The 22,418-nt window shown below is 40.1% G+C and carries 17 protein-coding genes; 13 read left to right on the plus strand and 4 right to left on the minus strand.

All coding sequences use genetic code 11. The annotated features are described in order from the left end of the window. Positions 1-134 precede the first annotated feature (134 nt). From LIS78_RS05385 to LIS78_RS05415, 7 genes are all read left to right on the plus strand, one after another. On the plus strand, positions 135-599 hold the full coding sequence (locus tag LIS78_RS05385; RefSeq protein ID WP_013055770.1) for a C40 family peptidase: 465 nt from the start codon (positions 135-137) through the stop codon (positions 597-599). Positions 600-804: 205 nt separating this feature from the next. Further along, entirely contained in the window at positions 805-1,680 is an 876-nt protein-coding gene (locus tag LIS78_RS05390) for an N-acetylmuramoyl-L-alanine amidase family protein (protein WP_209151084.1), read from the plus strand. Positions 1,681-1,897: 217 nt separating this feature from the next. Continuing rightward, a complete protein-coding gene (locus LIS78_RS05395) occupies positions 1,898-5,212 on the plus strand; it encodes an Ig-like domain-containing protein (RefSeq protein ID WP_252284757.1) in 3,315 nt (1,104 codons plus the stop codon). A 421-nt stretch (positions 5,213-5,633) separates the two neighbouring features. Continuing rightward, on the plus strand, positions 5,634-6,476 hold the full coding sequence (locus LIS78_RS05400) for an aldo/keto reductase (RefSeq protein WP_252284758.1): 843 nt from the start codon (positions 5,634-5,636) through the stop codon (positions 6,474-6,476). A 136-nt stretch (positions 6,477-6,612) separates the two neighbouring features. After that, complete coding sequence (locus tag LIS78_RS05405) at positions 6,613-6,750, plus strand: hypothetical protein (RefSeq protein ID WP_161553946.1); 138 nt, start codon at positions 6,613-6,615, stop codon at positions 6,748-6,750. 197 nt (positions 6,751-6,947) lie between these two features. Further along, a complete protein-coding gene (locus LIS78_RS05410) occupies positions 6,948-7,115 on the plus strand; it encodes a Fur-regulated basic protein FbpA (protein WP_252284759.1) in 168 nt (55 codons plus the stop codon). A gap of 49 nt (positions 7,116-7,164) precedes the next feature. Further along, on the plus strand, positions 7,165-7,368 hold the full coding sequence (locus LIS78_RS05415; RefSeq protein ID WP_016766443.1) for an IDEAL domain-containing protein: 204 nt from the start codon (positions 7,165-7,167) through the stop codon (positions 7,366-7,368). 528 nt (positions 7,369-7,896) lie between these two features. On the opposite strand, the gene LIS78_RS05420 is transcribed toward LIS78_RS05415, so the two are convergent. From LIS78_RS05420 to LIS78_RS05435, 4 genes are all read right to left on the minus strand, one after another. Next, a complete protein-coding gene (locus LIS78_RS05420; RefSeq protein WP_013055776.1) occupies positions 7,897-9,252 on the minus strand; it encodes an arsenic transporter in 1,356 nt (451 codons plus the stop codon). A 498-nt stretch (positions 9,253-9,750) separates the two neighbouring features. Continuing rightward, positions 9,751-10,860, minus strand: coding sequence for an o-succinylbenzoate synthase (menC, locus tag LIS78_RS05425; RefSeq protein ID WP_252284760.1), 1,110 nt, complete (start codon positions 10,858-10,860; stop codon positions 9,751-9,753). Then, positions 10,857-11,684, minus strand: coding sequence for a GNAT family N-acetyltransferase (locus LIS78_RS05430; protein WP_252284761.1), 828 nt, complete (start codon positions 11,682-11,684; stop codon positions 10,857-10,859). Before LIS78_RS05430 ends, menC begins: the two co-directional genes overlap by 4 nt. A gap of 26 nt (positions 11,685-11,710) precedes the next feature. Further along, a complete protein-coding gene (locus LIS78_RS05435) occupies positions 11,711-12,517 on the minus strand; it encodes a MurR/RpiR family transcriptional regulator (RefSeq protein ID WP_252284762.1) in 807 nt (268 codons plus the stop codon). 191 nt (positions 12,518-12,708) lie between these two features. Here LIS78_RS05435 and LIS78_RS05440 point away from each other — a divergent pair, with 191 nt between their 5' ends. The 6 genes from LIS78_RS05440 to LIS78_RS05465 all read left to right on the plus strand — a co-directional run bounded on the left by LIS78_RS05440 (position 12,709) and on the right by LIS78_RS05465 (position 22,316). Further along, positions 12,709-14,079 carry a sigma-54 interaction domain-containing protein gene (locus tag LIS78_RS05440; protein ID WP_236658119.1) on the plus strand — a complete coding sequence of 457 codons (1,371 nt, stop codon included), beginning with the start codon at positions 12,709-12,711 and terminating at the stop codon, positions 14,077-14,079. Positions 14,080-14,152: 73 nt separating this feature from the next. Next, the gene (locus LIS78_RS05445) at positions 14,153-15,469 is read left to right on the plus strand and encodes an aspartate aminotransferase family protein (protein WP_252284763.1); all 1,317 of its coding nucleotides are present in this window, start codon (positions 14,153-14,155) and stop codon (positions 15,467-15,469) included. 64 nt (positions 15,470-15,533) lie between these two features. Then, positions 15,534-16,943, plus strand: coding sequence for a sodium:solute symporter family protein (locus LIS78_RS05450; protein WP_179879715.1), 1,410 nt, complete (start codon positions 15,534-15,536; stop codon positions 16,941-16,943). A 110-nt stretch (positions 16,944-17,053) separates the two neighbouring features. Continuing rightward, positions 17,054-17,518, plus strand: a complete 465-nt coding sequence (locus tag LIS78_RS05455; protein ID WP_195780950.1) for a CBO0543 family protein — start codon at positions 17,054-17,056, stop codon at positions 17,516-17,518. Between the two features lie 99 nt (positions 17,519-17,617). Beyond that, on the plus strand, positions 17,618-18,955 hold the full coding sequence (locus tag LIS78_RS05460) for an MFS transporter (protein WP_252284764.1): 1,338 nt from the start codon (positions 17,618-17,620) through the stop codon (positions 18,953-18,955). A gap of 331 nt (positions 18,956-19,286) precedes the next feature. Beyond that, entirely contained in the window at positions 19,287-22,316 is a 3,030-nt protein-coding gene (locus tag LIS78_RS05465) for an efflux RND transporter permease subunit (RefSeq protein WP_252284765.1), read from the plus strand. The last annotated feature ends 102 nt before the right edge of the window (positions 22,317-22,418 follow it).

Genomic DNA, 22,418 nt, shown 5'->3' on the forward strand with positions numbered 1-22,418 from the left:
TAAGTAACCATTTTGTAACATTATTTAATCATAGCGTAATAGTTTTTGAGGCTTTTTTCATTATAATTAAACCGAACATATTGAAAAATAAGTTCATAGAAACGTAACGTTCGGTTACATAATGGAGGAAAAAAATGAAAAAAGCCATCATTGGGTCTATAACGGCAGCGGCAGTCTTATTTAGCGGAGCCAGTCCGTTTATTGCACCTGCTCAAACAGTAGAAGCAGCGTCATATTCATACAAAGACACGGCTATTGCTACTGGTAAAAAATTAATTGGTGTTCCTTATAAATGGGGAGGCACAACAACAAAAGGTTTTGACTGCTCTGGATTTATTCAATACATTTTCAAAAAGGCTGGAAAAACACTTCCGCGCACAACGGAACAAATGTATCGAGTAGGGACAAGCGTTTCAAAAGCAAAGCTTCAAAAAGGAGATTTAGTTTTCTTTCAAACGTATAAAAAAGGTCCTTCACATGTAGGCGTGTACTTAGGAAATAATCAGTTTCTTCAAGCTTCTACGTCTAAAGGCGTGACGATTACATCTCTTAGCAACAGCTACTGGAAAGCACGTTATATTGGTGCAAAACGGATTTAACCATCCGTCATTTTTTTGAAAAACAACACTACATTATGTAGTGTTGCTTTTGTTTGCATATACATAACATATTGCCGATATTATAGACATTAATTTTTAACGTTTTATACAAAAAAATCCATATTCTGTGAGATAATAACGTTAACACATTTTGTACTTTAACATAAGGAATATCCCACTCTATTCGAAAGTTTGGTGAGCGAAGATGAAGCGCTTAGTATGGAGTTATGGAATAGGTATTGTTGCAATAATAGCAGTACTCTCATTTTTCTTTATGATGAAAGGTCAAACAGAGAAAGCCGTTGTTAGCGGAAATGTACCAAAAGCTCATGCGCAGGGAGAAAGAGTGAAGCAGCCCATCTCACAGTTCCGAGCAGTACAGCCTCACGAAGCAGGTAATGAAGTGAAAAATGTAAAAAACAACATGCCTGAAAAAGCGGATCCTCCTCCTTTTTTAGTCTACATTGACCCTGGTCATCAATCCCAGGCTAACTTAGAGAAAGAGCCAATCGGACCGGGAGCAGCAGAAACAAAAATAAAAGTTTCCGGAGGCACATCAGGTGTAGTGACCAAGAAGCCGGAATACAAGCTGACGTTGGAAGCCTCTATGATATTAAAACAGCTGCTCGAAGAAAAAGGCATAACCGTAAAGCTTACTCGGAGTTCTGATAATGTAGATATCAGCAACCGGGAACGAGCGGAGCTTGCGAACAATTCGAAAGCTGACTTATACGTACGTATACATGCAGATGGTTCTGAAAATGCTTCTGTAAAAGGATTTTCTGTGCTCACTCCTGCAGAAGATAATTCCTATACGAAGTCTATTTATCAAAGCAGTCTGCAGGCATCTCAGGCTATTCTGACAGAGGTGAAAAAAGATCAGTTTGTCGAAGCAGACGGCATTCGCTATCGCAGTGATCTTTCAGGATTTAACTGGTCGACTGTACCTGTAACGCTAGTTGAACTGGGGTATATGACGAATCCAGAAGAAGACCGGAACCTGTCTGATAAGGCTTATCTTACAAAGCTGATGAATCATGTTGCAGATGGTATAGCGGCATATGAAGAAATGACAAAATAAAAGGTGAAAAGACCTATAAAAGCGTGTGACTAAATCAATTGATTTATGTCACACGTTTTTTTTGCCGTTCATATGATATAAAAAAGCGTTTTTTCGACAAAAAAATGGACGAGCAGAAAAGAAAACTGGGTAAAATGCTTTAATTTTTATAGAACTGTGTCGATATAACGAGTGCTATTAAAATGCGTTAGACAGTACATGAAAATGGGGGAACAAGATGAGAAAGTTAACGACATTAGCTTTAGTACTAAGCGTACTGCTGTTTCAATTCACGCCGCTTGCTAGCGTGAAAGCTGAAACGGTAGAACCAGTTGTGTCTGTAAAATTAGTAAACTATTTAGGAGATCAGCATGCAATTACAATTAAGCCGTCTTATTTATACACTATTAAAAACTCGGATTTGGTCTTAAAGGCAAATACAGAGTATACGGTAACGGCAACAACTCAAGGTGTCACTCTAAAACAAGGAACCGCTGTCTTAGGTGATTTTACAAGCTTTGAAATTACACCGTCTCTTTATAAAAATCCCGTATCTATTAACGGCAGACAGTACTTAGGGGACGTTGCGTTTACAAATGAAAAAGGAACTTACGTCAGACCTGTTAATACGCTGCCGATTGAAGACTATTTAAAAGGTGTTGTGCCAAATGAAGTCTATACATCTTGGAATCTGCAAGCCTTAAAAACTCAGGCAGTAGCAGCGAGAACATACGCAATGAGCTATGCAGAAAAAGTGATCAATGACACGGTAAGCTATCAAGTATACGGTGGCTATACGTGGTACGACAGCACAAACAAAGCAGTAGATGAGACATTTGGACAAGTAGTAACGTACAACAATAAATTAATCAACGCCGTTTTCTCATCAAGCAACGGTGGAAGAACCGAATCAAACAGCAACGCCTGGGGAGGAACTCAGCTTTCTTATTTCCCGGTGAAAGAAGATCCATACGATAAGCAGACGCCGTGGACGTTAGCTATTCAAAAAACGCAAATTGATTTAACAGGAAAAGATTTAGCTAACTATAGCGCTTGGTGGAATACGGTTTCTGAAAAAGATAAAACCGTTACAGATAATTTGAAGTCATGGTTAGTAGCCAATAAGCATCCTGGTAAAACCATTAAAATTACGTCTATTCCAAAGGTGAGTTTTTATGCTCCTTCATCAGGAGGTCGTGTGACTAAAGGTGCGATTACAGTGGACTACCTCGTTAAAGGAGATGTAGACAGTTCGCAAAAACTAGTAGTTCATCATTTGGAATTAACAGATTTAACATCGACGAAGCTAAAATCGATGTTAAACAGCCGTGCGATGCTTAGTCTGCTTGTAACGGAAACAAATGAAACAAGCACATCAACAACTTTTAATGGTAAAGGAAATGGACACGGTGTTGGAATGAGTCAATACGGTGCTCAAAAAATGGCAAGCCTAGGAAAAGACTATCGTGAAATTTTAGATTTTTATTATCCAACAACTACTCTTTTAAGTTTTTATACAACAAAATATCCGCGAAAAGAACAGGAGCAAGAAGCACCGAAAGATACGGTTGCGCCTGATGCACCTTCAGTTAATGCACTAGGAGACAACCAAACATCGCTTACGGGCGTAACAGAACCAAATGCTTCGGTTATTGCAAAAGTGGAAAATGAAGTAATTGGAACGGGGCTTGCTGATGAAGCCGGAAAATTTGCAATTACGATTGCCAAGCAGCCAGCAGATACAAAAGTGTCGGTAACGTCTAAAGATGCAGCTGAAAATGAAAGCACGGCCACAGTAGTGACCGTAACGGATCAAACGCCGCCTTCTGTTCCAATTGTAAATGAAGTAAGTGACCAAGATACGACCGTAACAGGCGTAACAGAAGCAAACGCCGCCGTGACGGTAAAAGCCGGCAGTGCGATGTTCTCTACAGTAGCGGATGGTAACGGTAAATTTACTGTTTCAATTCCAGTACAAATAGGCGGAACAACAATAGCGGTAAGTGCAAAAGATAAAGCAGGAAACGAAAGCCAAGCGCCTTCTTTTGTGGTTAAATCTACGTTAAAAGCACCGCTTGCACCAAAAGTAAATGCAGTAAGTGATCAAGACACAATGATTAAAGGAACAGCTGAAGCAAATGCGACGGTCATCGTTAAAAACGGAAGTCTTCAGCTTGCAGCAGGCAATACAGATGCCAAAGGAAATTACAGCATCTCAATTGCGAAACAAAAAGCAGGAAGCACGCTGTCCGTAACGGCTCAAAATGCAGGTGGAACAAGTTCAGCCACTGCGGTAACCGTACAGGATAAAACGGCACCAGCTGCGCCAAAAGTAAACGCTGTAAGTGATCAAGATACAAAAGTTACAGGTACAGCAGAAGCAAATTCTACGGTTACTGTAAAAGTGGGAACAACAACTGTGGGAACGGCTAAAGCAGGTGCAAATGGAGCGTTTTCTGTTGCCATTTCCTTGCAAAAAGCGAATACAAAGCTAAGCGTACAAGCAAAAGATGCAGCAGGAAATAACAGCGCTGTATCGACTGTAATCGTTACAGCAAAGCAAAAAGCTCCGGTAAAACCGACAGTTAATGAAGTGAGTGATCGAAGTACAGCCGTTACGGGTACAGCAGAAGCAAATGCGACGGTTATCATTAAAAACGGAAGTCTTCAGCTTGCAGCTGGTAAAGCGGATACCAAAGGAACATACAGCATCTCGATTGCAAAACAAAAAGCAGGAAGCAAACTGTCTGTAACGGCTGGAAACACAGCGGGCGTAAGTCCAGTTGTAACCGTAACCGTGCAGGATAAAACAGCACCCGTTACACCAAAAGTAAACGCTGTAAGCAATCAAGATACAGTAGTAACGGGAAGCACAGAAGCGGGCGCAGAAGTGCATGTGAAAATTGACAAAAAAGTAATTGGCAAAGGAAATGCAAAATCGGATGGAACGTTCAGCATCACCATTCCAAAGCAGTCTGCTTCTACAAAATTAGCTGTTATTGCAAAAGATGCAGCTAATAACTACAGCTCCAACACGTTTGTAACAGTCAGTGATGCGCAGACAAAACCAGCGCTTCCAACCGTTAATACACTTACTGAAAAAAGTACAGCGGTAACGGGAACAGGAGAAAAAAATGCGTCTATTTATATTAAAGTAGGCGGAAAGATTATTGCGAGTGGAAAAATTGATGGAAATGGCAAGTTCAGCGTAAAAATTCCTGCTCAAAAAGCAGGAACAGAAGTGACGGCAGTTCTGCAAAATAAAGTAGGATACAGTCCGTATAAAATTGTAAAAGTACAAGACACAACGCCGCCGGCACCTCCGGCAGTTAATGCCGTTACGTCTTTGTCCACATCTATCTCTGGAAAAACGGAAGCGAATGCCGTGATTACGATTAAAAGCGGTACAAAGCTGATCGCATCAGGCAAAGCAGATGGCAAAGGACAGTTTAAAGTAACTATCCCAAAACAAAAAGCAGGCGTAAAGCTGGCTGTGACGGCAAAAGATGCCGCTGGAAATACAAGTTCAGCAACGAACGTAAGTGTTAAATAGAAAGAGGCTGGGACAAAAGTATTTTAGTTAAAGTTAAACACGAACTATCTATCGAAAACTGATGGATAGTTCGTGTTTTTTTTTATGATCATGGTGAACGTAGGCGTCATGTAGGTAAGTGCTTCTAGCGGTTGATTGGAGGGGCAAGGCGAAGACTCCTGCGGAAAGCGAAGCCTTGCACGGAAATCAACAGCGGTGGAAAAAACAGTCCAGATTATTTATCCCGATTGTTCGTCTTTAGATTGGATTCATTTCGTTATGTCCCAATCTCTTTTAGCGGTTTTTAAGTGAAATGGCAGGTTACTTCCAAGTTACCTTAGAACTTTGAAGTGCCTAACTTACTTTAAAGTGGGTTCTATCTTTTTCTTTTTTTCTGTTTCATAATAACAAATGTAAAGAAATTAGTAGGGGGTTTTTTATAATGAGTAATCATTTGCAAGATACAGTAACACTTCACAACGGAGTCAAAATGCCTTGGCTTGGACTAGGTGTATTTAAAGTAGAAGAAGGGCCTGAATTAGTGAATGCGGTGAAAACAGCTATCGTCAAAGGCTATCGCAGCATTGATACGGCAGCTATTTATGGAAATGAAGAAGGTGTAGGAGAAGGAATTCGCCAAGGTCTGAAAGAAGCAGGTCTTTCACGCGAAGACATTTTTGTTACATCAAAAGTTTGGAACGCAGATTTAGGCTATGAAGAGACACTAGCTGCTTACGAAACAAGCTTACAAAAGCTTGGCTTAGAATATTTAGATCTATACTTAATTCACTGGCCGGTAGAAGGTAAGTATAAAGAAGCGTGGAAAGCATTAGAAACGCTTTATAAAGAAGAAAAAGTAAGAGCTGTGGGTGTAAGTAATTTTCAAATTCATCATTTAGAAGACTTAATGAAAGATGGAGATGTTAAGCCTGTTATTAACCAAGTGGAGTATCATCCTCGTTTGACGCAAAAAGAGCTGCATGCTTTTTGTCAAAAGCACGATATTCAGCTAGAAGCATGGTCTCCGCTTATGCAAGGAGAATTGCTAGATAACGATGTGTTAAAAGGAATTGCTGAAAAACACGGTAAATCAGTTGCTCAAATTATTTTGCGATGGGATCTGCAAAACGGAGTTGTAACGATTCCAAAATCAACAAAAGAACATCGTATTGTTGAAAATTCATCGTTATTTGATTTTGAATTGGATGCTGAAGACGTAAGCAAAATTGATGGATTAAATCAAAATCACCGGGTAGGTCCAGATCCGGACAATTTTGATTTTTAATAGAAGAACTAAGAGGCTGGGAGAAAAGTAATTTAGCCCAAGTGAAAAACGAACCATTCATCAACAAGTTTGATGAGTGGTTCGTTTTTTTTTGTTATGGTGAATACAGCTTCATCTGTTTCGTCCCTTCTAGCAGTTGATTGAAGGGCAAGGCGAAGACTCCTGCGGGAAAAGCGGGACAGATGAGACCCCGCAGGAGCGCAAGCGACGAGGAGGCTCAGCGCCCGCCCGCGGAAAGCGAAGCCTTGCACGGAAATCAACGGCGGTGTCATAAGCGGTTCAGCTCATGTATCTCATTTGTTCGTCTTTAGGTTGGATTCATTTAGTTATGTCCCGGCCTCTTTTTATGCATTATTACATAAATTTAACATTTTCTTCACAGTAAGCTAAAGGACGGGCCGTATGATAAAGAAAGGTCGTGAAACATAGAGAAATCATTTCATTTTTAAGTGTAAAATAGGCGGTGTAACGATGACAAAACAAGCTTACTCTCACATACAATGTAAAAAAACATCAATGATTGATTTATTGCTGGATGCAGGGGTTTATAAAAAAGGAAACAAGCAGCTATATGAGCTTACGCTTCAAGAACTAGAAATAGAATACGAAGCTATTTCACAACAGCGCATATCCCGATGAAATTTTGATACATTGCTAGAATTTGTTATAATAGAGGAAAGGATAGGAGTTGATTTATATCGAAAAGCACCCGACAGACTCGCAGCCCATCCGTATGGATATCCTCGATTCTATATTTGCTAAAATGGTATTAAATAAGGCTATCCGAGATTTTAGAAGAGATCAAATTTTACGTGAAGTCGATCAAACATTAGAAGAAAGAAACAAAGAGAAATTTTTTCAATTAATTGAAGAATTAAAATCAATTTCATAAAGGGCGTTCGCGCGGTAGAATTTGATTTTATCATTTTAGCATATAAAAACAGGTAAGAAGCGGCATGCTTAGTTACCTGTTTTTTTGTTGTCTTATTGCAAAACAAGGCCTCACATAACAAGTGCACCTTGCTAGTAAACAGACAAAAAGAGCAAGTCTAATGTACTCACTCTTTTCAGAAAGGTATGGGTGTTACTGAGAAAATGAATGTCACTTTCTAAGTGTTGCGTGTGGGGTTTAGAAAGTTCTATGCATCTGCATATTTTCTAATTCATTCGCTCTATGTATTGTTAAAGTAACAATATAACCATATCTTATCACATGAACGAAATTCGATTCAATATATTTATTGATTTTCTTTTTAAATTGTTCTAAATAATTAGTGAATGTAAAAAAATGTTTTTATTAGGTGAATGTGTATCTATGAAAAAACAATAGAAAAATATAGTGATTTTTTATGAGAGACATTCGTTTATTTCTGACGGACTGTAAGCTTCAAAAGAGTACAATCCGTCCTGTAAATCAGTATTAAGAAAAAATGAGCTGAACCCAGTAGAATAGGAGGAAAAGAGTAACGATAGTGGTAAGCGGGATAACGATAAGTGATACTTTTAAATAATCTTTCCATTTTACCTTGATATGATTTTCTTTTAAAATATGCATCCAAATAAGAGAAGCCAGTGTTCCAATCGGCAATAAAAGCGAGCCCATATCACTTCCAATAATATTAGCAAGATAAATGGTTTTAAGAGTAATAGGATCGAGCCCCATTTCAGTCAAGGTAATGGTTCCGACCATTAGGGCGGGGTGATTGTTAAACAAGTTAGAAAGAATGGAAACAAGTCCTCCCATGATAAAGCTTGCTTCAAAAAGTCCTCGATTTACAATTGGTTCGCAAACTTTTACAAGTAGCTCCGTCAACCCTACGTTATGCAGTCCGTAAATAATAACGTACATCGAAAATGCAAAAACAAAAATGTGCCACGGCGTTTTCTTTAAAATATCAATTGGGTTTGTACGTAAGTGATACCATCTCCAAATAAGTAAGATCAGTGAGCCCAGTACAGCAACCAATTCGATTGGTATGCCGAAATAAGAGGCGACAAATAGGAGACAGCGCATAACAAACACAAATAATAAAACTTTCAGCATAAATTGTGTGCGTTTACGTTTTGTTTCAACAGAAATGCTTCCTTTTAAGGGGTGAAACTGTTTCGTAAAGAAACTCTCTTCTATATCTTTTGAAGCATGCGGCAGTTTTTTTGGCAAATGGCGTTTTACGACCGTATACATGAGCCAAGACATAAATAATAAACCAAGTGTCGCCGGTACGAACATCATCGCCGTGTGCATATAAAGCGACATATGAACAATTTTTAAGGCAATCAAATTGACAATATTACTTACACCTATAGGCGCGCTGGAAGCGGTAGCAATAAGCGCTCCACTTAAAAGGTAGGGGATCTGCTGGTGGGGTTTTAGCTGAAGGTTTTTCAAAAGTAGAATTAAAATTGGAGTGGTAATTAAAATACTGCCGTCATTATTAAATAGTAAAGTCATTAGAAAGCAAAGCAGTTGAATGTACCAATATAATCGGTACCCTGAGCCCTTGGATAAACTCACTAGCCGTGCAGCTGCCCAGTGGAAGAATCCGAAACTTTCTAATATGACGGCCATAACAATGGTGGCAATAATGGTGATAGAAGCGCCGCTTATCTTTCCGAAAATATCAACAATGTCTGATTTGGATACAATCCCTGTAAGTAGGATAATGGCTGCTCCTATGGATGCCGGCCATGCTTCGTTGATGCCGTTTGGCCTCCAAAAAATGACGAGCATTGTCATTGTAAACACGAAAATGGCAATTCCAATTTCAATATTCATCAGTATGCTCCTTTCTTCTAAAATTTGTAATGAATATACCCTTGCATGTCCCTTACACTCTATTTATATTCATTTATTACTAGAAGGATTGTGCATAAGACCATTTTTGCTAATATGTTTGTTTATCTTGCCAAGGCACGTATCATCTCGGGAGAGGAGCCTATAAAAAAGAGGCTGGGACATAACTAAACCCATCTAATCTAAAGAGAAATCAATTGGATAAAGGAGCTAGTATGCATTGCTTTTTAAAACGCTGTTGATTTCCATGCCAGACTTCGCCTTCCGCGGGCGGGCGGTGAGCTTTCTCGTCGCTTGCGTTTCTGCGGGGTCTCATCCCTTCCGCTTGTCCCGCAGGAGTCTTCGTCTTGCCCTCCAATCCACAGATAAAAGCCACTATATACATGAAACCTACGCTCACCATATCAATAAAAAAATCCGAACCATTCATCGTTCGGATCTTCCTTCAACTAACATACTTTTGTTCCAGCATGTTTAAGATTAGCAAGTATAGATTTTTTCGTGTAAAGTTAGCGCTTGTATCTGATCGTGATCAGGTTCGTAGCCGATGCCTGGTGTATCAGGAACGGAAATAATACCGTTGTTGACCGTGATTTCCGGATGAACGATATCACGCGGCCAGTATTTAGATGATGCGGCCGTATCTCCGGGAAGCGTAAAATTAGCAAGTGTGGTAATGGCAATATTATGTGCTCGTCCGATACCTGATTCCAGCATACCGCCGCACCATACGGGCACACCGTGAGTTTGACAAAGGTCATGAATTTTTTTAGCTTCTGTTAGTCCTCCTACTCGTCCAATTTTAATGTTAATAATTTGTGTGCTTCCAAGTTTAATAGCTTTTCGAACGTCTTCAGCTGAATGAATGCTTTCATCTAAGCAAATGGGCGTGCGCATGCGGGCCTGCAGTTCAGCGTGATCAATTAAATCATCATGAGCCAACGGCTGTTCAATCATCATTAAATCAAACTCATCAAGCTGAGCAAGGTGATCAGCATCTGCAAGCGTATAAGCAGAGTTCGCATCAACCATCAGCGGAATAGAAGGGAACTCGTTTCGAACCGCGCGCGTCAAGTTAAGATCCCAGCTCGGCTTAATTTTAATTTTTATCCGCTTATATCCTTCATTCAAGCCGGCTTCAATTTTTCGAAGCGTTTCGTCAATCGTAGGCTGAATACCAACGCTGAGACCAACTTCAATTTGACTTTTACTGCCTCCTAACGCTTTAGATAGAGAGAGGTTTTGCCTGCGCGCATACAAATCCCAAACTGCGCCTTCTAACGCCGCTTTTGCCATGTAATTGCCTCGAATATGAGCAAAGCGTTCAGATACTTCGTCAGGATGCTGAATTTCTATCTGTTGAAGCAATGGAATTAAAAAATCCTCCATGATGTGCCAGTTTGTTTTAAGCGTTTCTTCTTTATAAAAAGGATCCGCGCACGCTACGGATTCAGCCCAGCCGGACCGTCCGTCTTCGTCTTGAATTTCTACTAAAATAAAATCTCGATCCACTTCTTTTCCAAGGCTTGTGGTAAAAGGGTGAAGTAAATCCATTTTTAAATGCCGTAAAATGACGTGTTTTATGTTCATTTTTGCACCTCTTTTTTCGTTAAAATATAAAAATGAACGGGTGCGCTGCTTTCTGGATACTTCATGAAGTCTGTTACTTCAAACCCTTTTGCAAAACACGTTTGAAATACGTGTCTTGTACGCATCCGCCAGTCCAATGCAAGAGAAGGAGAAGCTTCTTTCATTTGCTGAAAAGCAGACGGAATAGCTACAGACACGACGTCATGATCCAACAATTTTTCATCAATATCTGTAACAGAAGGAAACCCTTCATCCGTTAACGTCCATTGAATGAGCGATGCGTCCATTATTTGATCTGGCGTATAGAGAAGCTGAGCTCGCTTTGTATCCTCTGAGGATGCCCATTCTACAACGAATCGATCAGAAGGCAAGTCAGCATTTAACGGATCATTCATATCTCCGTAGCAGTTTTCAATATACGTAGAACAAACGGCTCCAAGCTTTCCAATATTTAAATACCCGTTGGCGCTTTCTAACGGATCGTACGTCCAGCTGATATATGAATACCCTATTTTTTTACTTTCTTGCCGCTGCGCATGCTTAAGCTTGGCACCGATACCCATGCTGCGATAGGCAGGGTCAACTGCTAATATATGAGAACATAAATAGACGCACGTTCCGTCAAACCCTGGAAAACTATATTGAAAGCCAATCAGCTTTTCATTTAGAAACGCACCAAGAACAAGACCTCCGTTTTTAACAGCGGTTAAGGTTTGATGAACGGGCGTTGCTTCTTCTTCCCCCCAGACGCGGCTTTCTAATGCGCGTACCTCTTCTAGTTCATTGGTTGTTGTAAGTGAACGAATCGTTAAGGCTTCAGTCATATGTTTACTTCCTTTCTTTTTATCATTTATTCTAAAAAGATGTCTTGCTCGGCATAGAGCTTTTCCAAATGTTCTTGTCTTTTTCCAGCCGTTTTTTCATCTCTTTTTTGCATGCTGCTAATTACAACTTGAGATAGAGCAAGAAGCGATAAAATATGTTCGGTTGTGCCGGCTAAAAGCGTGATATCAGCGATTTGACCTACCGGAGATAGACGGCGGTCTGTAATGGCAATCACTTTCGCTCCTTGTTTTTTAGCCTGCTGAGCTACTTCAAGCGCTTCTTTTGTATAGCGCGGCAGTGAAAATACAACAACCGTTGATGCGCTCGTGAGATTGCATAGCGTTTCAAGCAAAAATCCTGTTGGAAAAGATAAAAGAACATGATTGCGAAGCTGATTCATTTTATAATACAGCCAGTAGGCTGCCGTATGAGATTCACGGAAACCCGCAATATACACTTGATCACTTTTGATAAGCGCATCTACAGCTTGAGATAATTCCTTTTCGTCAACAGGGGAAAGCCATTCACTAAAAGGTTTCTTTTCTTCCGCTGCAGAATCAGCTGCATGCTTGCTAGCTGCTTCTTTTAATTCGGCAGAAGAAAGCCATTCTTTTCGCATTAGCTCCTGCAAATCAGAAAAACCATTTAACCCAAGTGCGTAAGCTAGACGAATAACGGTTGTTTCACTGACCCCTGCTTCTTTGCCAATTTGCCCAGCCGTGTACAGCGAGCCTTTTTCCATAAAATTAACGAGAAACTCAGCTACTTTTTTTTGACCGCGAGAAAGGTCAGGGAATTTATGTTTAATTAATTCTTGAAATGATTGATTCATATAGCCTCCTAAAAAAAAGAAGTTATAACTTCATAAAAATATATTAATGCATTTTTTACTTCATTTCAATTGCTGTTTCAAAATAAAAAGAAGCGCTCGTGATATAATAAATTGATTATTCAAAAATAAATGCCGTTATTCAAAAACGAATTGTATTTTATTCAAAAATGAATAGAAAGCGGGGAGCATACATGAATTCAGAATGGAATGAAAATCAGTGGATCCTTCATTCATTAAAAGATGATTTGCTTGTCACGGATGAAAAAGGCATCATTGTCCGAATACATGAAGGAACGGGAAACATTTACGATGTAAAAGCTGAAAAACTGCTGGGAAAGTCTGTTTATGAACTTGAAAAACAAGGGTTATTTACACCAATCGTTACGCCAATTGTGCTTGAAACAAAGAAGAAAATTACGCTTGTACAAACAACTAAACAAGGCAAGCAAGTGCTCGTTACAGGCATTCCTGTCAAAGATGAAAAAGGAGAGATTAAAAGAATCGTCAGCTATTCTCATGATGTGACGGAGCTTATGGAAATGAAAACATATCTTGATGCGATGGAAGGCGAAATGCAGCGTGTAAAGAGCGAGCTTATGCTGCTGCGGAACCAAAATCTATCAACAGAAGGAATTGTATGCAACAGCGAAAAGATGCAGCACGTTCTTCGTACGGCTGTTCACGTTTCGAATGTAGACGTAAATATTTTACTTTTAGGGCAGTCAGGAGTAGGAAAAACGCACTTAGCCAAGCTGATACATAACAAAAGTACAAGAAGCAAAGGGCCGTTTATTGAAGTGAACTGCGGGGCGATTCCAGATCATTTATTTGAAGCTGAACTGTTTGGCTATGAAGCGGGTGCTTTTACCGGTGCATCTAAAAATGGAAAAGTGGGGCTAGTCGAATTAGCAGATGGAGGTACGCTTTTTTTAGATGAAGTGGGAGAACTGTCACCGGCGCATCAAGTAAAAATCTTAAAGCTCATTCAAGAAAAACAGTTTTATTCTGTTGGAGGAAGAAAGCCTAAAACCGTGGACTTTCGCTTAATTGCAGCGACGAACAAAGATTTAGAAAAAGCCGTTGCTGAAAAAGAATTTCGAGAAGATTTATATTTTCGTTTAAGCGTCGTACCGATTACCATTCCATCTTTGAACGAGCGCCCTGAAGATATTTTTCCGCTGCTCACACATTTTGCCGAGCAGTTTGAAAAGAAATATAACCGAAAAAGAACGTTTGATAATGCGGTTATTCACGCACTGCTTGCACATGAGTGGAAAGGAAACGTACGAGAGTTAATCAATGTGATTGAACACGCCGTGGTTGTGTCTTCACAAACGCTGATTACAATGGAGCATTTGCCGCATTCTCTGCATAGAAAAAAACGGATTCAGCACGTTGAAGAACATGGGGAAATGAAGCTTAATGACGCGTTAAACGAGCTGGAAAAAGAGATATTAGTAAAAGCAAAAAAACAGTATAAAACGACAACAGAAATAGGTGAAGCACTTGGAATCAGTCAGCCTTCAGTTGTTAGAAAATTAAAAAAACATTCCGTTTTTTAACGTCTTTGGCACGCTCTTTGCATGTAAAACAAGTACAAACACATTACTTGATAGATTGCGAGGAGGAAGTCAGATGACGCAGGCATCACTTACACAGTTAATGAACAGTCTACCAGATTTACTGGCACCAAGCATGGCGAAAGATCATCCTAATTTACCGGTGGTAAAAGCAGAAGGCTGCTACTACTACGGAGCGGACGGAAAAACGTATTTAGATTTCACATCAGGTATTGCAACAGCGAATACGGGTCATCGTCATCCTAAAGTTGTACAAGCGATTAAAGATAGCGTTGATCATCTTATGCACGGTCCGTCAGGTGTGATTATGTACGAATCTATTTTACAGCTTGCCGAAGAGTTAAAAACAGTGTTGCCAAGAGGCTTGGACTGCTTTTTCTTTGCCAACAGCGGGACCGAAGCAATTGAAGGAGCGTTAAAACTGGCAAAATACGTTACGCAAAGACCTTATACTGTTTCGTTTACGGGCTGCTTTCACGGCCGTTCTCTCGGAGCGCTTAGCGTGACGACATCAAAAAGCAAATACCGGAAATTTCTTCAGCCATCGGGCTTAACGTATCAAGTGCCTTATGCAGACGTGACTCAGTGTCCAAAAGGAGAAGATCCGGAAATCTACTGCGTGGAAAAGTTAGAAAGAGATTTTGACACTTTGTTTAAGCATCAAGTAACGCCGGAAGAAGTAGCGTGCATGATTGTAGAGCCGGTTCTTGGAGAAGGCGGCTACGTGATTCCTCCGAAAGCGTGGCTGCAAAAAATAAGAGAAGTGTGCGACAGACACGGGATTCTGCTTATTTTTGATGAAGTGCAAACCGGTTTTGGACGCACCGGAGAGTGGTTTGCAGCTCAAACGTTTGACGTGACACCTGACATCATGGCAATTGCAAAAGGCATAGCATCAGGACTTCCGTTAAGTGCTACTGTAGCTTCCAAACAGCTAATGGAAAAGTGGCCAATTGGTACACACGGAACCACTTTTGGAGGCAATCCCATTGCTTGTTCAGCAGCGCTTGCGACGTTGGACGTATTAAAAGAAGAAAAGCTGATTGAAAATTCAAAAGCAATGGGGAAATATGCAGCGGATCAGCTTCAGCATTTAAAGGCGAAGCATGAAGTTATCGGAAGCATTCGTTCAGTAGGACTAATGATTGGAATTGAAATTATTAATCCTAAAACAAAGCAAGGTGACGGAAATCTTCTTCTTGAGATTTTAGACAAATGTTTGGAAAAAGGGGTGCTGTTTTACCTTTGCGGAAATAGCGGAGAAGTGATTCGAATGATTCCTCCTTTAACGATTACAAAAGAAGAAATTGATGCCGGGCTTCGCGTGTTAGACGAAGCATTGACAGAAATCACAAGTCTTCACGTGATCTAAAGCTTTTAGGAAGCTCTTTGTTTCACTGAAAGATAGATTGACCCATAATAAGGAGGAATCTGTTATGAACGGACTGGATATGACGGTTATGTTTGTCTATTTTGGCGTATTGGTTGTAGCTGGTATTATTGGCTCGTTAAAAGCAAAGTCATCAGAAGATTTTATTTTAGCCGGACGAAACTTAGGGATGTTCATGTATTTAGGGTGTTTGTCTGCCGTTATTTTAGGCGGAGCGTCGACGATTGGAACGGCTCAGCTTGGCTATGAGCACGGGCTGTCTGGCATTTGGTTTGTAACGATGATTGGACTTGGAATCATTACGCTTGGCACGATTTTTATTAAGCGGATTTCGTCGTTGAAAGTGACAACTATCAGCGAACTGCTAGGAAAAAGATATAACGCTCAAGCGCAAATTATCAGCGCCGTTGTTGCCGCTATTTATACACTCATGGTATCAGTCACTCAAGTGATTGGAATGGGAACCATCATTCATGCGTTGCTTGGATGGAACATGACGGCATCGATGTTAATTGGCGGTTCGATTGTTCTGTTCTATACGATTTTAGGCGGAATGTGGAGCGTAACGGTCACTGATATTATTCAGTTTGTTGTGATGACGGTGGCGATTTTTGGATTTATGCTTCCAATAAGCGTATCGGAAGCAGGCGGTCTCAAAGCACTTGCCGGAGATTTGCCATCATCTTATTTTGATTTTTCATCCATTGGATACGGTCAAATCTTTCAGTATTTCCTTCTATATACGCTGGGTATGGCAGTATCTCAAGATATTTGGCAGCGAGTATTCACGGCGCGAACAGAAAAAATTGCGCGAAACGGCTCCATTTTTGCAGGCGTGTACAGCATTGCCTACGCGATTGCGGGAAGTGTAATTGGAATGTGTGCGTATTTGCTGCTGCCAAACGCAGAAAGCAGTCAAAGCATTTTTGCGACGCTTGCAGTTCAAATCCTGCCTCAAGGATTATTAGGTCTCGTACTAGCAGGCGTTTGTTCGGCGCTGATGTCAACTGCTTCAGGAACGCTGCTTGCGTCTTCTACGCTGATTAGTAACGATATTATTAAAAAAGTGTGGCTTAAAAATATTTCGGAGAAAAATTATTTAATTTTAACGCGCGTAAATACGCTTATTGTTGGCGTGCTTGCTATTGTGTTTGCTCTTTGGATTCAAGACGTGCTTGTCGCTTTAGACGTTGCGTATGCCATTTTATCAGGAGCAATTTTTGTTCCGTTTGTTGTGTCGCTGTTTTGGAAAGACATTCATCCAAAAGCAGGGGTTTCAGCTATTGTTGTCAGTACACTAGTAGTACTTGGAGGTCTATTGATTGAAGGACTTTCTTCTACCACGCCAATCCTATACGGAATTTCAAGCAGCATTATTATAATGGCTGGATTTGCGGTTATGGCTCGAAACAAAGAACTGTCTGACCAAGAGCCGGTAAGCGAAGATGTAAAATAAGAAAAGAAAGGCTTCTCCTTTACGGTGAGAAGCTTTTTATATTCCTGCTTATTATTTTAGCCAGTAATCGTACATACTAATGGATATTCACAAAGAAAAGAGTGTTGCAAATGGAACGAACACTGCTAAAAGGGCTAACTGTGTTGTGTGCAGTTCTTTTTCCTTTTGTTGTAAAAAAACCGAAATTTAAAGAAATGCTGATTGTCTTTTTTGCAAAAGGGATTTTAGCCACGCTTATTGATGCTTATGCTGTAAACACGAATCGAATCAAATATCCTGTTCGGCCGTATCCTCGCATTTTTTCAACTAATATTTTATATGATCTGCTGTTTTTTCCTTTGCTAAGTATGGTTTGGGTTAGACAATCTTATGAAGACAAGCTTCCTGCAATCTTACTAAAAAGCTTGATGTGGAGCGTGCCGATGAGTATCAGCCAGTGGTATTTAGAGAGAAATAGCAATCTGTTTAAATGGAAAAAGTGGACCATCTTTCATACATTTGCAAGTGTTAGTTTTACATTGCTGACAATCAGGGGGGTAGCTGGCCTTGTCAAAAAAGCAGATAAAAAGCTATAGTTCAGCTTTTTATCTGCTTTTTTATGCACAAATCTAGACAACATCTATCAAGCAGGAGTAAACTAAATGCTCAGATTATACAGATAAGGAGATTGTCAAATGAAAAGCAGAACGTCCGTAATGGTTAGTATTGTGCTGGCAATGCTAGTGGCTTCGCTTGATTCAACGATTATGAATACGACGATGCCTGTTATTGCAAAAGAGCTTGGAAGATTTGATTTGTACGCGTGGTCGTTTGCTTCGTACATGATTGCAAGTACGATTTTATCTCCAGTAGCAGGGAGATTATCGGATTTATTTGGCCGCAAAAAAGTATTTGGGTTTGGAATTATTGCTTTTTTAATTGGTTCGATGCTTTGCGGCGTGGCAAATACGATGATTCAGCTTGTGCTTTTCCGTGCGGTTCAAGGAATAGGAGCCGGGTTTATGGTGGCGTTTCCCGCTATTATTGCCGGAGACTTATTTCCCGTAGAGAAGCGAGGGAAAATTCAGGCGCTGTTTACAACAATGTGGGGATTATCAGCTGTGTTAGCTCCGCTTTTAGGCGCTTTTTTTGTGGATTATTTAACGTGGAGATGGATTTTCTTTATTAATTTACCGGTATGTATCGTGTCATTTCTGACGTTAATGCCGTATCAAGAAAGCTATGAGCCGAAAAGAGCAAAAGTCGATTACATCGGTGCTATTTTATTTGGAGCGGGTGTTACGTCACTCCTGCTCGTTACGGTAGTGGAACAAAACCGAGTTGTGTATACAGTCGTTGGACTTATTTTACTAGTCATTTTTTATCTACATGAACGAAAACATGCTTCTCCGATTGTACCGCTGTCTATGTTCCAAAACAAAACGCTGTCATGGATTAATATCAATGCATTTATTGGGACAGTGGCTTTATTCGGTACGTCGAGCTACATTCCGTTATTTTTGCAGCGAGTGGCGCATTTGTCACTGTTTATGAGCGGAGTGGCGCTGTTAGGAACAGCGGTCGGATGGATGTCTGTGTCCGTTCCTGCGGGTAAATGGATTTTAAAACATGGCTACAGAAAGCTTTTGCTAATTGGGAATGTGCTGCTGGTTGGATCAGGAACGCTGCTGCTCATGCTAAATGAAAGTCACGGTTTCTTCTATGTGTTTTGCGTCATGATTGTACAAGGACTATCGTTTGGACTGCTGTCTACGGTTGGAGTCATTGGTGTGCAGCAATTAGTAGGAGGACATGAAAGAGGTATTTCTACGTCATTTTTTATGTTTTGCCGAAACATGGGAACAGCAATCGGCGTTACCATTATGGGTGCTTTGCTGACTTCAGGCGGAAGCTTTATGGCAGGCATTCATCACTTGTTTTTATTTGGCTTTGCAGGAAGCATCGTGGCTTTATTAACGTCGTTAAAAATTCAAAACGATACAGAAGCAAAGCACAATCGAGCTGCTAGTTAAGGGAATTTATGCTAAATATGTTTATTTCATAAAAAAACGGGAAGAAACCAAATAAGGTCATAGAATTGCCTAAGAAATCGTAGGCATATTCTTCTTCTTCTTTCACTTACTACATGTGGGACGCCGGGTATCGGCGTCTTTTTTTTGTGCTGTAAAGAGACTGATTATATAACCAAAAGCATATACATAAACGATTTTGTTTAAATAATGGGACTTTTTACAAAAATAAGTCTTTAAATGGTAAGAATCATTAGGTATAATTTAGTAGTCATTTAGCATATTTTAGAAATGTTTGACTGAGTTCGTACGAAAAAGTGAAAGGGGAAATTTCATGTCATGGCTCACCAAATGGTCGTTTAAAAACAAAGCGGCTATCACGATTATGTCTATTTTAATTTTAGCTTTAGGAGTTATCAGTTATTTTACACTTCCGATGGAATTCCTGCCGACCGCTGATCAGCCTCAAGTATCAGTAGTGGTTATGGGGCAAGGAACGGATGCAGACTCGATGGAAAAACAAGTTACGTCACCGATTGAAGAATCGGTCGCCGGTGTTAAAGGAAAAAGCAACGTGTATTCAACAACAGGAGACGGCTATTCTAAAATCGATATTTTATTTGAATCCAAAACGGATATGAAAGAAGCAAAAACAAACGTCCAAGAAGCGCTGTCTTCCGTGCAGCTTCCAGCCAATGTATCAAAACCTAATGTTATTCAATTAAATACCTCTATGATTCCCATTGCAGATATTTCACTTACATTTAAAGAAGGGTTAACAAGAGACAACCTAGACCTTGCAGAGAAAAAACTAATTCCTAAATATAAAGACATCAAAGGCATTGCTAGTGTTCAAACGTATGGAACAGCAGATTCCTACGTGTCTATTAAAGTTGATAATAAAAAATTGTCCGAAAAAAACGTGACCATTGATAAAGTCATCAGCGTGTTAGAAGGTAAAAACACGTCACTTGCAGTTGGCGAAAAAGTCATTAACAACAAGTCGAGCAATATCAATGTAACAGGTAAAATTGACAGCTTGGATAAAGTGAAAAAGCTGCCGGTTGTACCGAATGTCACACTGGGCGACCTTGCAAAAGTAGAAGTAAAAAAGCCTGAAGGCGTCGTGACGCATATTAACGGAAAAGATGCACTTTTACTTATTGTTACAAAAGACAGTCACTCAAACGCCGTTAGCATTACAAAAGAAGTAAAAAAACTGTCTGAACAAATCAGCAAAGATTATAAAAATGTAAATGCTTCTGTATTTTTTGCCACAGGAGACAGCGTACAAAACTCTGTTCATTCAATGATGAAAGAAGTGTTGCTAGGCGCATTTTTTGCGACCGTTGTAATCATGCTGTTTTTACGCAGCGTACGCTCTACGTTTATCACAATTGTATCCATTCCTTTATCGCTTTGCTTTACGCTTTTCCTATTATCCAAATCAGGCGTCACGCTTAATATTTTAACGCTTGGAGGAGTAGCTGTAGCGATTGGGAGATTGGTAGATGATAGCATCGTTGTCATTGAAAACATCTTTCGGAAAATGCAAAAAGAAGAGTTTTCGCTTAGGCTAATTATTGACGCAACAAAAGAAGTAGGCTCTGCTATTACCGCTTCTACGTTAACGACAGTGGCTGTCTTTTTACCAATCGGCCTTGTAAACGGAGGGCTTCAAGACTTTATGCTTCCGTTTGCCTTAACGCTGACGTACTCGCTGCTGTCTTCATTAATCGTGGCACTTACGGTTGTGCCGTTAATGAGCGCCGGATTATTAAAAAATGAAAAACTTCGCAAGCACAAACAGCCGGTTCGTTTTACAAAGGCTATTACGTGGTCACTTAATCATAAGTGGGTTGTGCTGCTGCTTTCGCTGCTTTTATTTGTCGGATCTATTGGCGCGTACACGATGATGCCTAAAGGAGCGGTGGATAACTCTTCATCTGACTTTGTAGGCACGACGTTAAGCTATCCAAATAATACGCCAATTAAAACCGTAGAAGAAAAATCACTGCAGCTTGAACGCTATATTTTAGCTCAAAAAGAAGTGAAAGATGTATATATGCAGCTTGGTAATACAGACGAAGGAGCAAAGTGGGGAGACGTTGGTTCGCCTACTGAAGCTACGTATACGATTATAGTAAAAGACAGTGAAAATATTGATTCGCTGATGAAACGAATCCAAAATCAAAAGAAACTCTATGACGGAGGGGACCTTAGCGTCAGTGCTGCTTCACTAATGGGAGCTTCCACTACTTCCATTACCGTTGATGTGATTGGAAACGACATGAACAAATTAGAAAAAACAGCAAGCAGCATTAAGAAAGAAATTAGCGATATAAAAGGAGTAGACAAAGTTTCTACCAACCAAGATGAAAAGAAAACCATTTACTCTTTAGACGTAGATCCAACAAAAGCGAACACTCAGCAAGTAGCGCAGCAGCTTGGCGTTATGCTGAACAAAACGCCAATTGGAACAGTGGATGTAGAAGGAAAACAAGCAAACGTGTCTCTTGAATCTGTCCTAAATCCAACATCACCAAAAGAGTTAAAAGATATTTCCATTATGACGGAAACTGGAGCAACCCCTGTTTCAAAAGTGGCTTCACTAAAGCAAGCTGAAAAGCCAACAAATCAGTTTCATAAAAATGGAGACCCGTATATTCAATTGACAGCCGATGTAAATCCAGAAAAGCTTTCAGAGATTAATAAAGACATCCAAACAACAATTTTTGGAGACGGTAAGAGTAAAGGACTATCGATTTCAAAAGATGTTGACGTTGTAATCGGCGGAGCAAGCACGCAGCAAGGAGAGGATTTCTCTGACTTGTTCATTACAATGCTCGTGTCGATTGGTATTGTGTTCTTAATTATGGTGATTACGTTTAAAACGATCCGCACGCCGTTTGCGATTTTATTTTCACTTCCGCTTGCTGCAATCGGTGCCGTTTTAGGGTTATTAGTTAGCCGCATTACAGTAGATGTAACGGCTTTATTAGGCGCATTGATGCTAATTGGTATTGTTGTGACCAATGCAATTGTACTATTAGACCGCGTGAAGCAAAATGAAAAGAAAATGATTATGCGCGATGCCATTGTTGAAGCTTCCGCTACGCGTATGCGGCCAATTGTCATGACGTCTGCTGCTACCATTTGTGCGATGCTGCCGCTTTTATTTAAACAAAGCGAAAGCGGAAGTCTTGTTTCTCAAAGTCTAGCAGTCGTTGTAATTGGAGGACTGGCCGTTGCGACTCTTCTGACGCTTGTAGTCATTCCGGTTGTATATGAGCTGCTTCATTTCAAAAAATCGAAAAAGCAAAGAATACAGCAAAAACAGCAGGAAGATGTAACGCCACTGTAATGTTTAAAAGAGGCTAGGACATAAGTATTTTAGTTGAAGGAAGATCCGAACGATGAATTGAGATTCTTGAGAGAGAATCCAACTCGTTCGGATTTTTTTATT

The sequence above is a fragment of the Priestia megaterium genome, assembly GCF_023824195.1.
Taxonomy (GTDB): Bacteria; Bacillota; Bacilli; order Bacillales; family Bacillaceae_H; genus Priestia; species Priestia megaterium_D.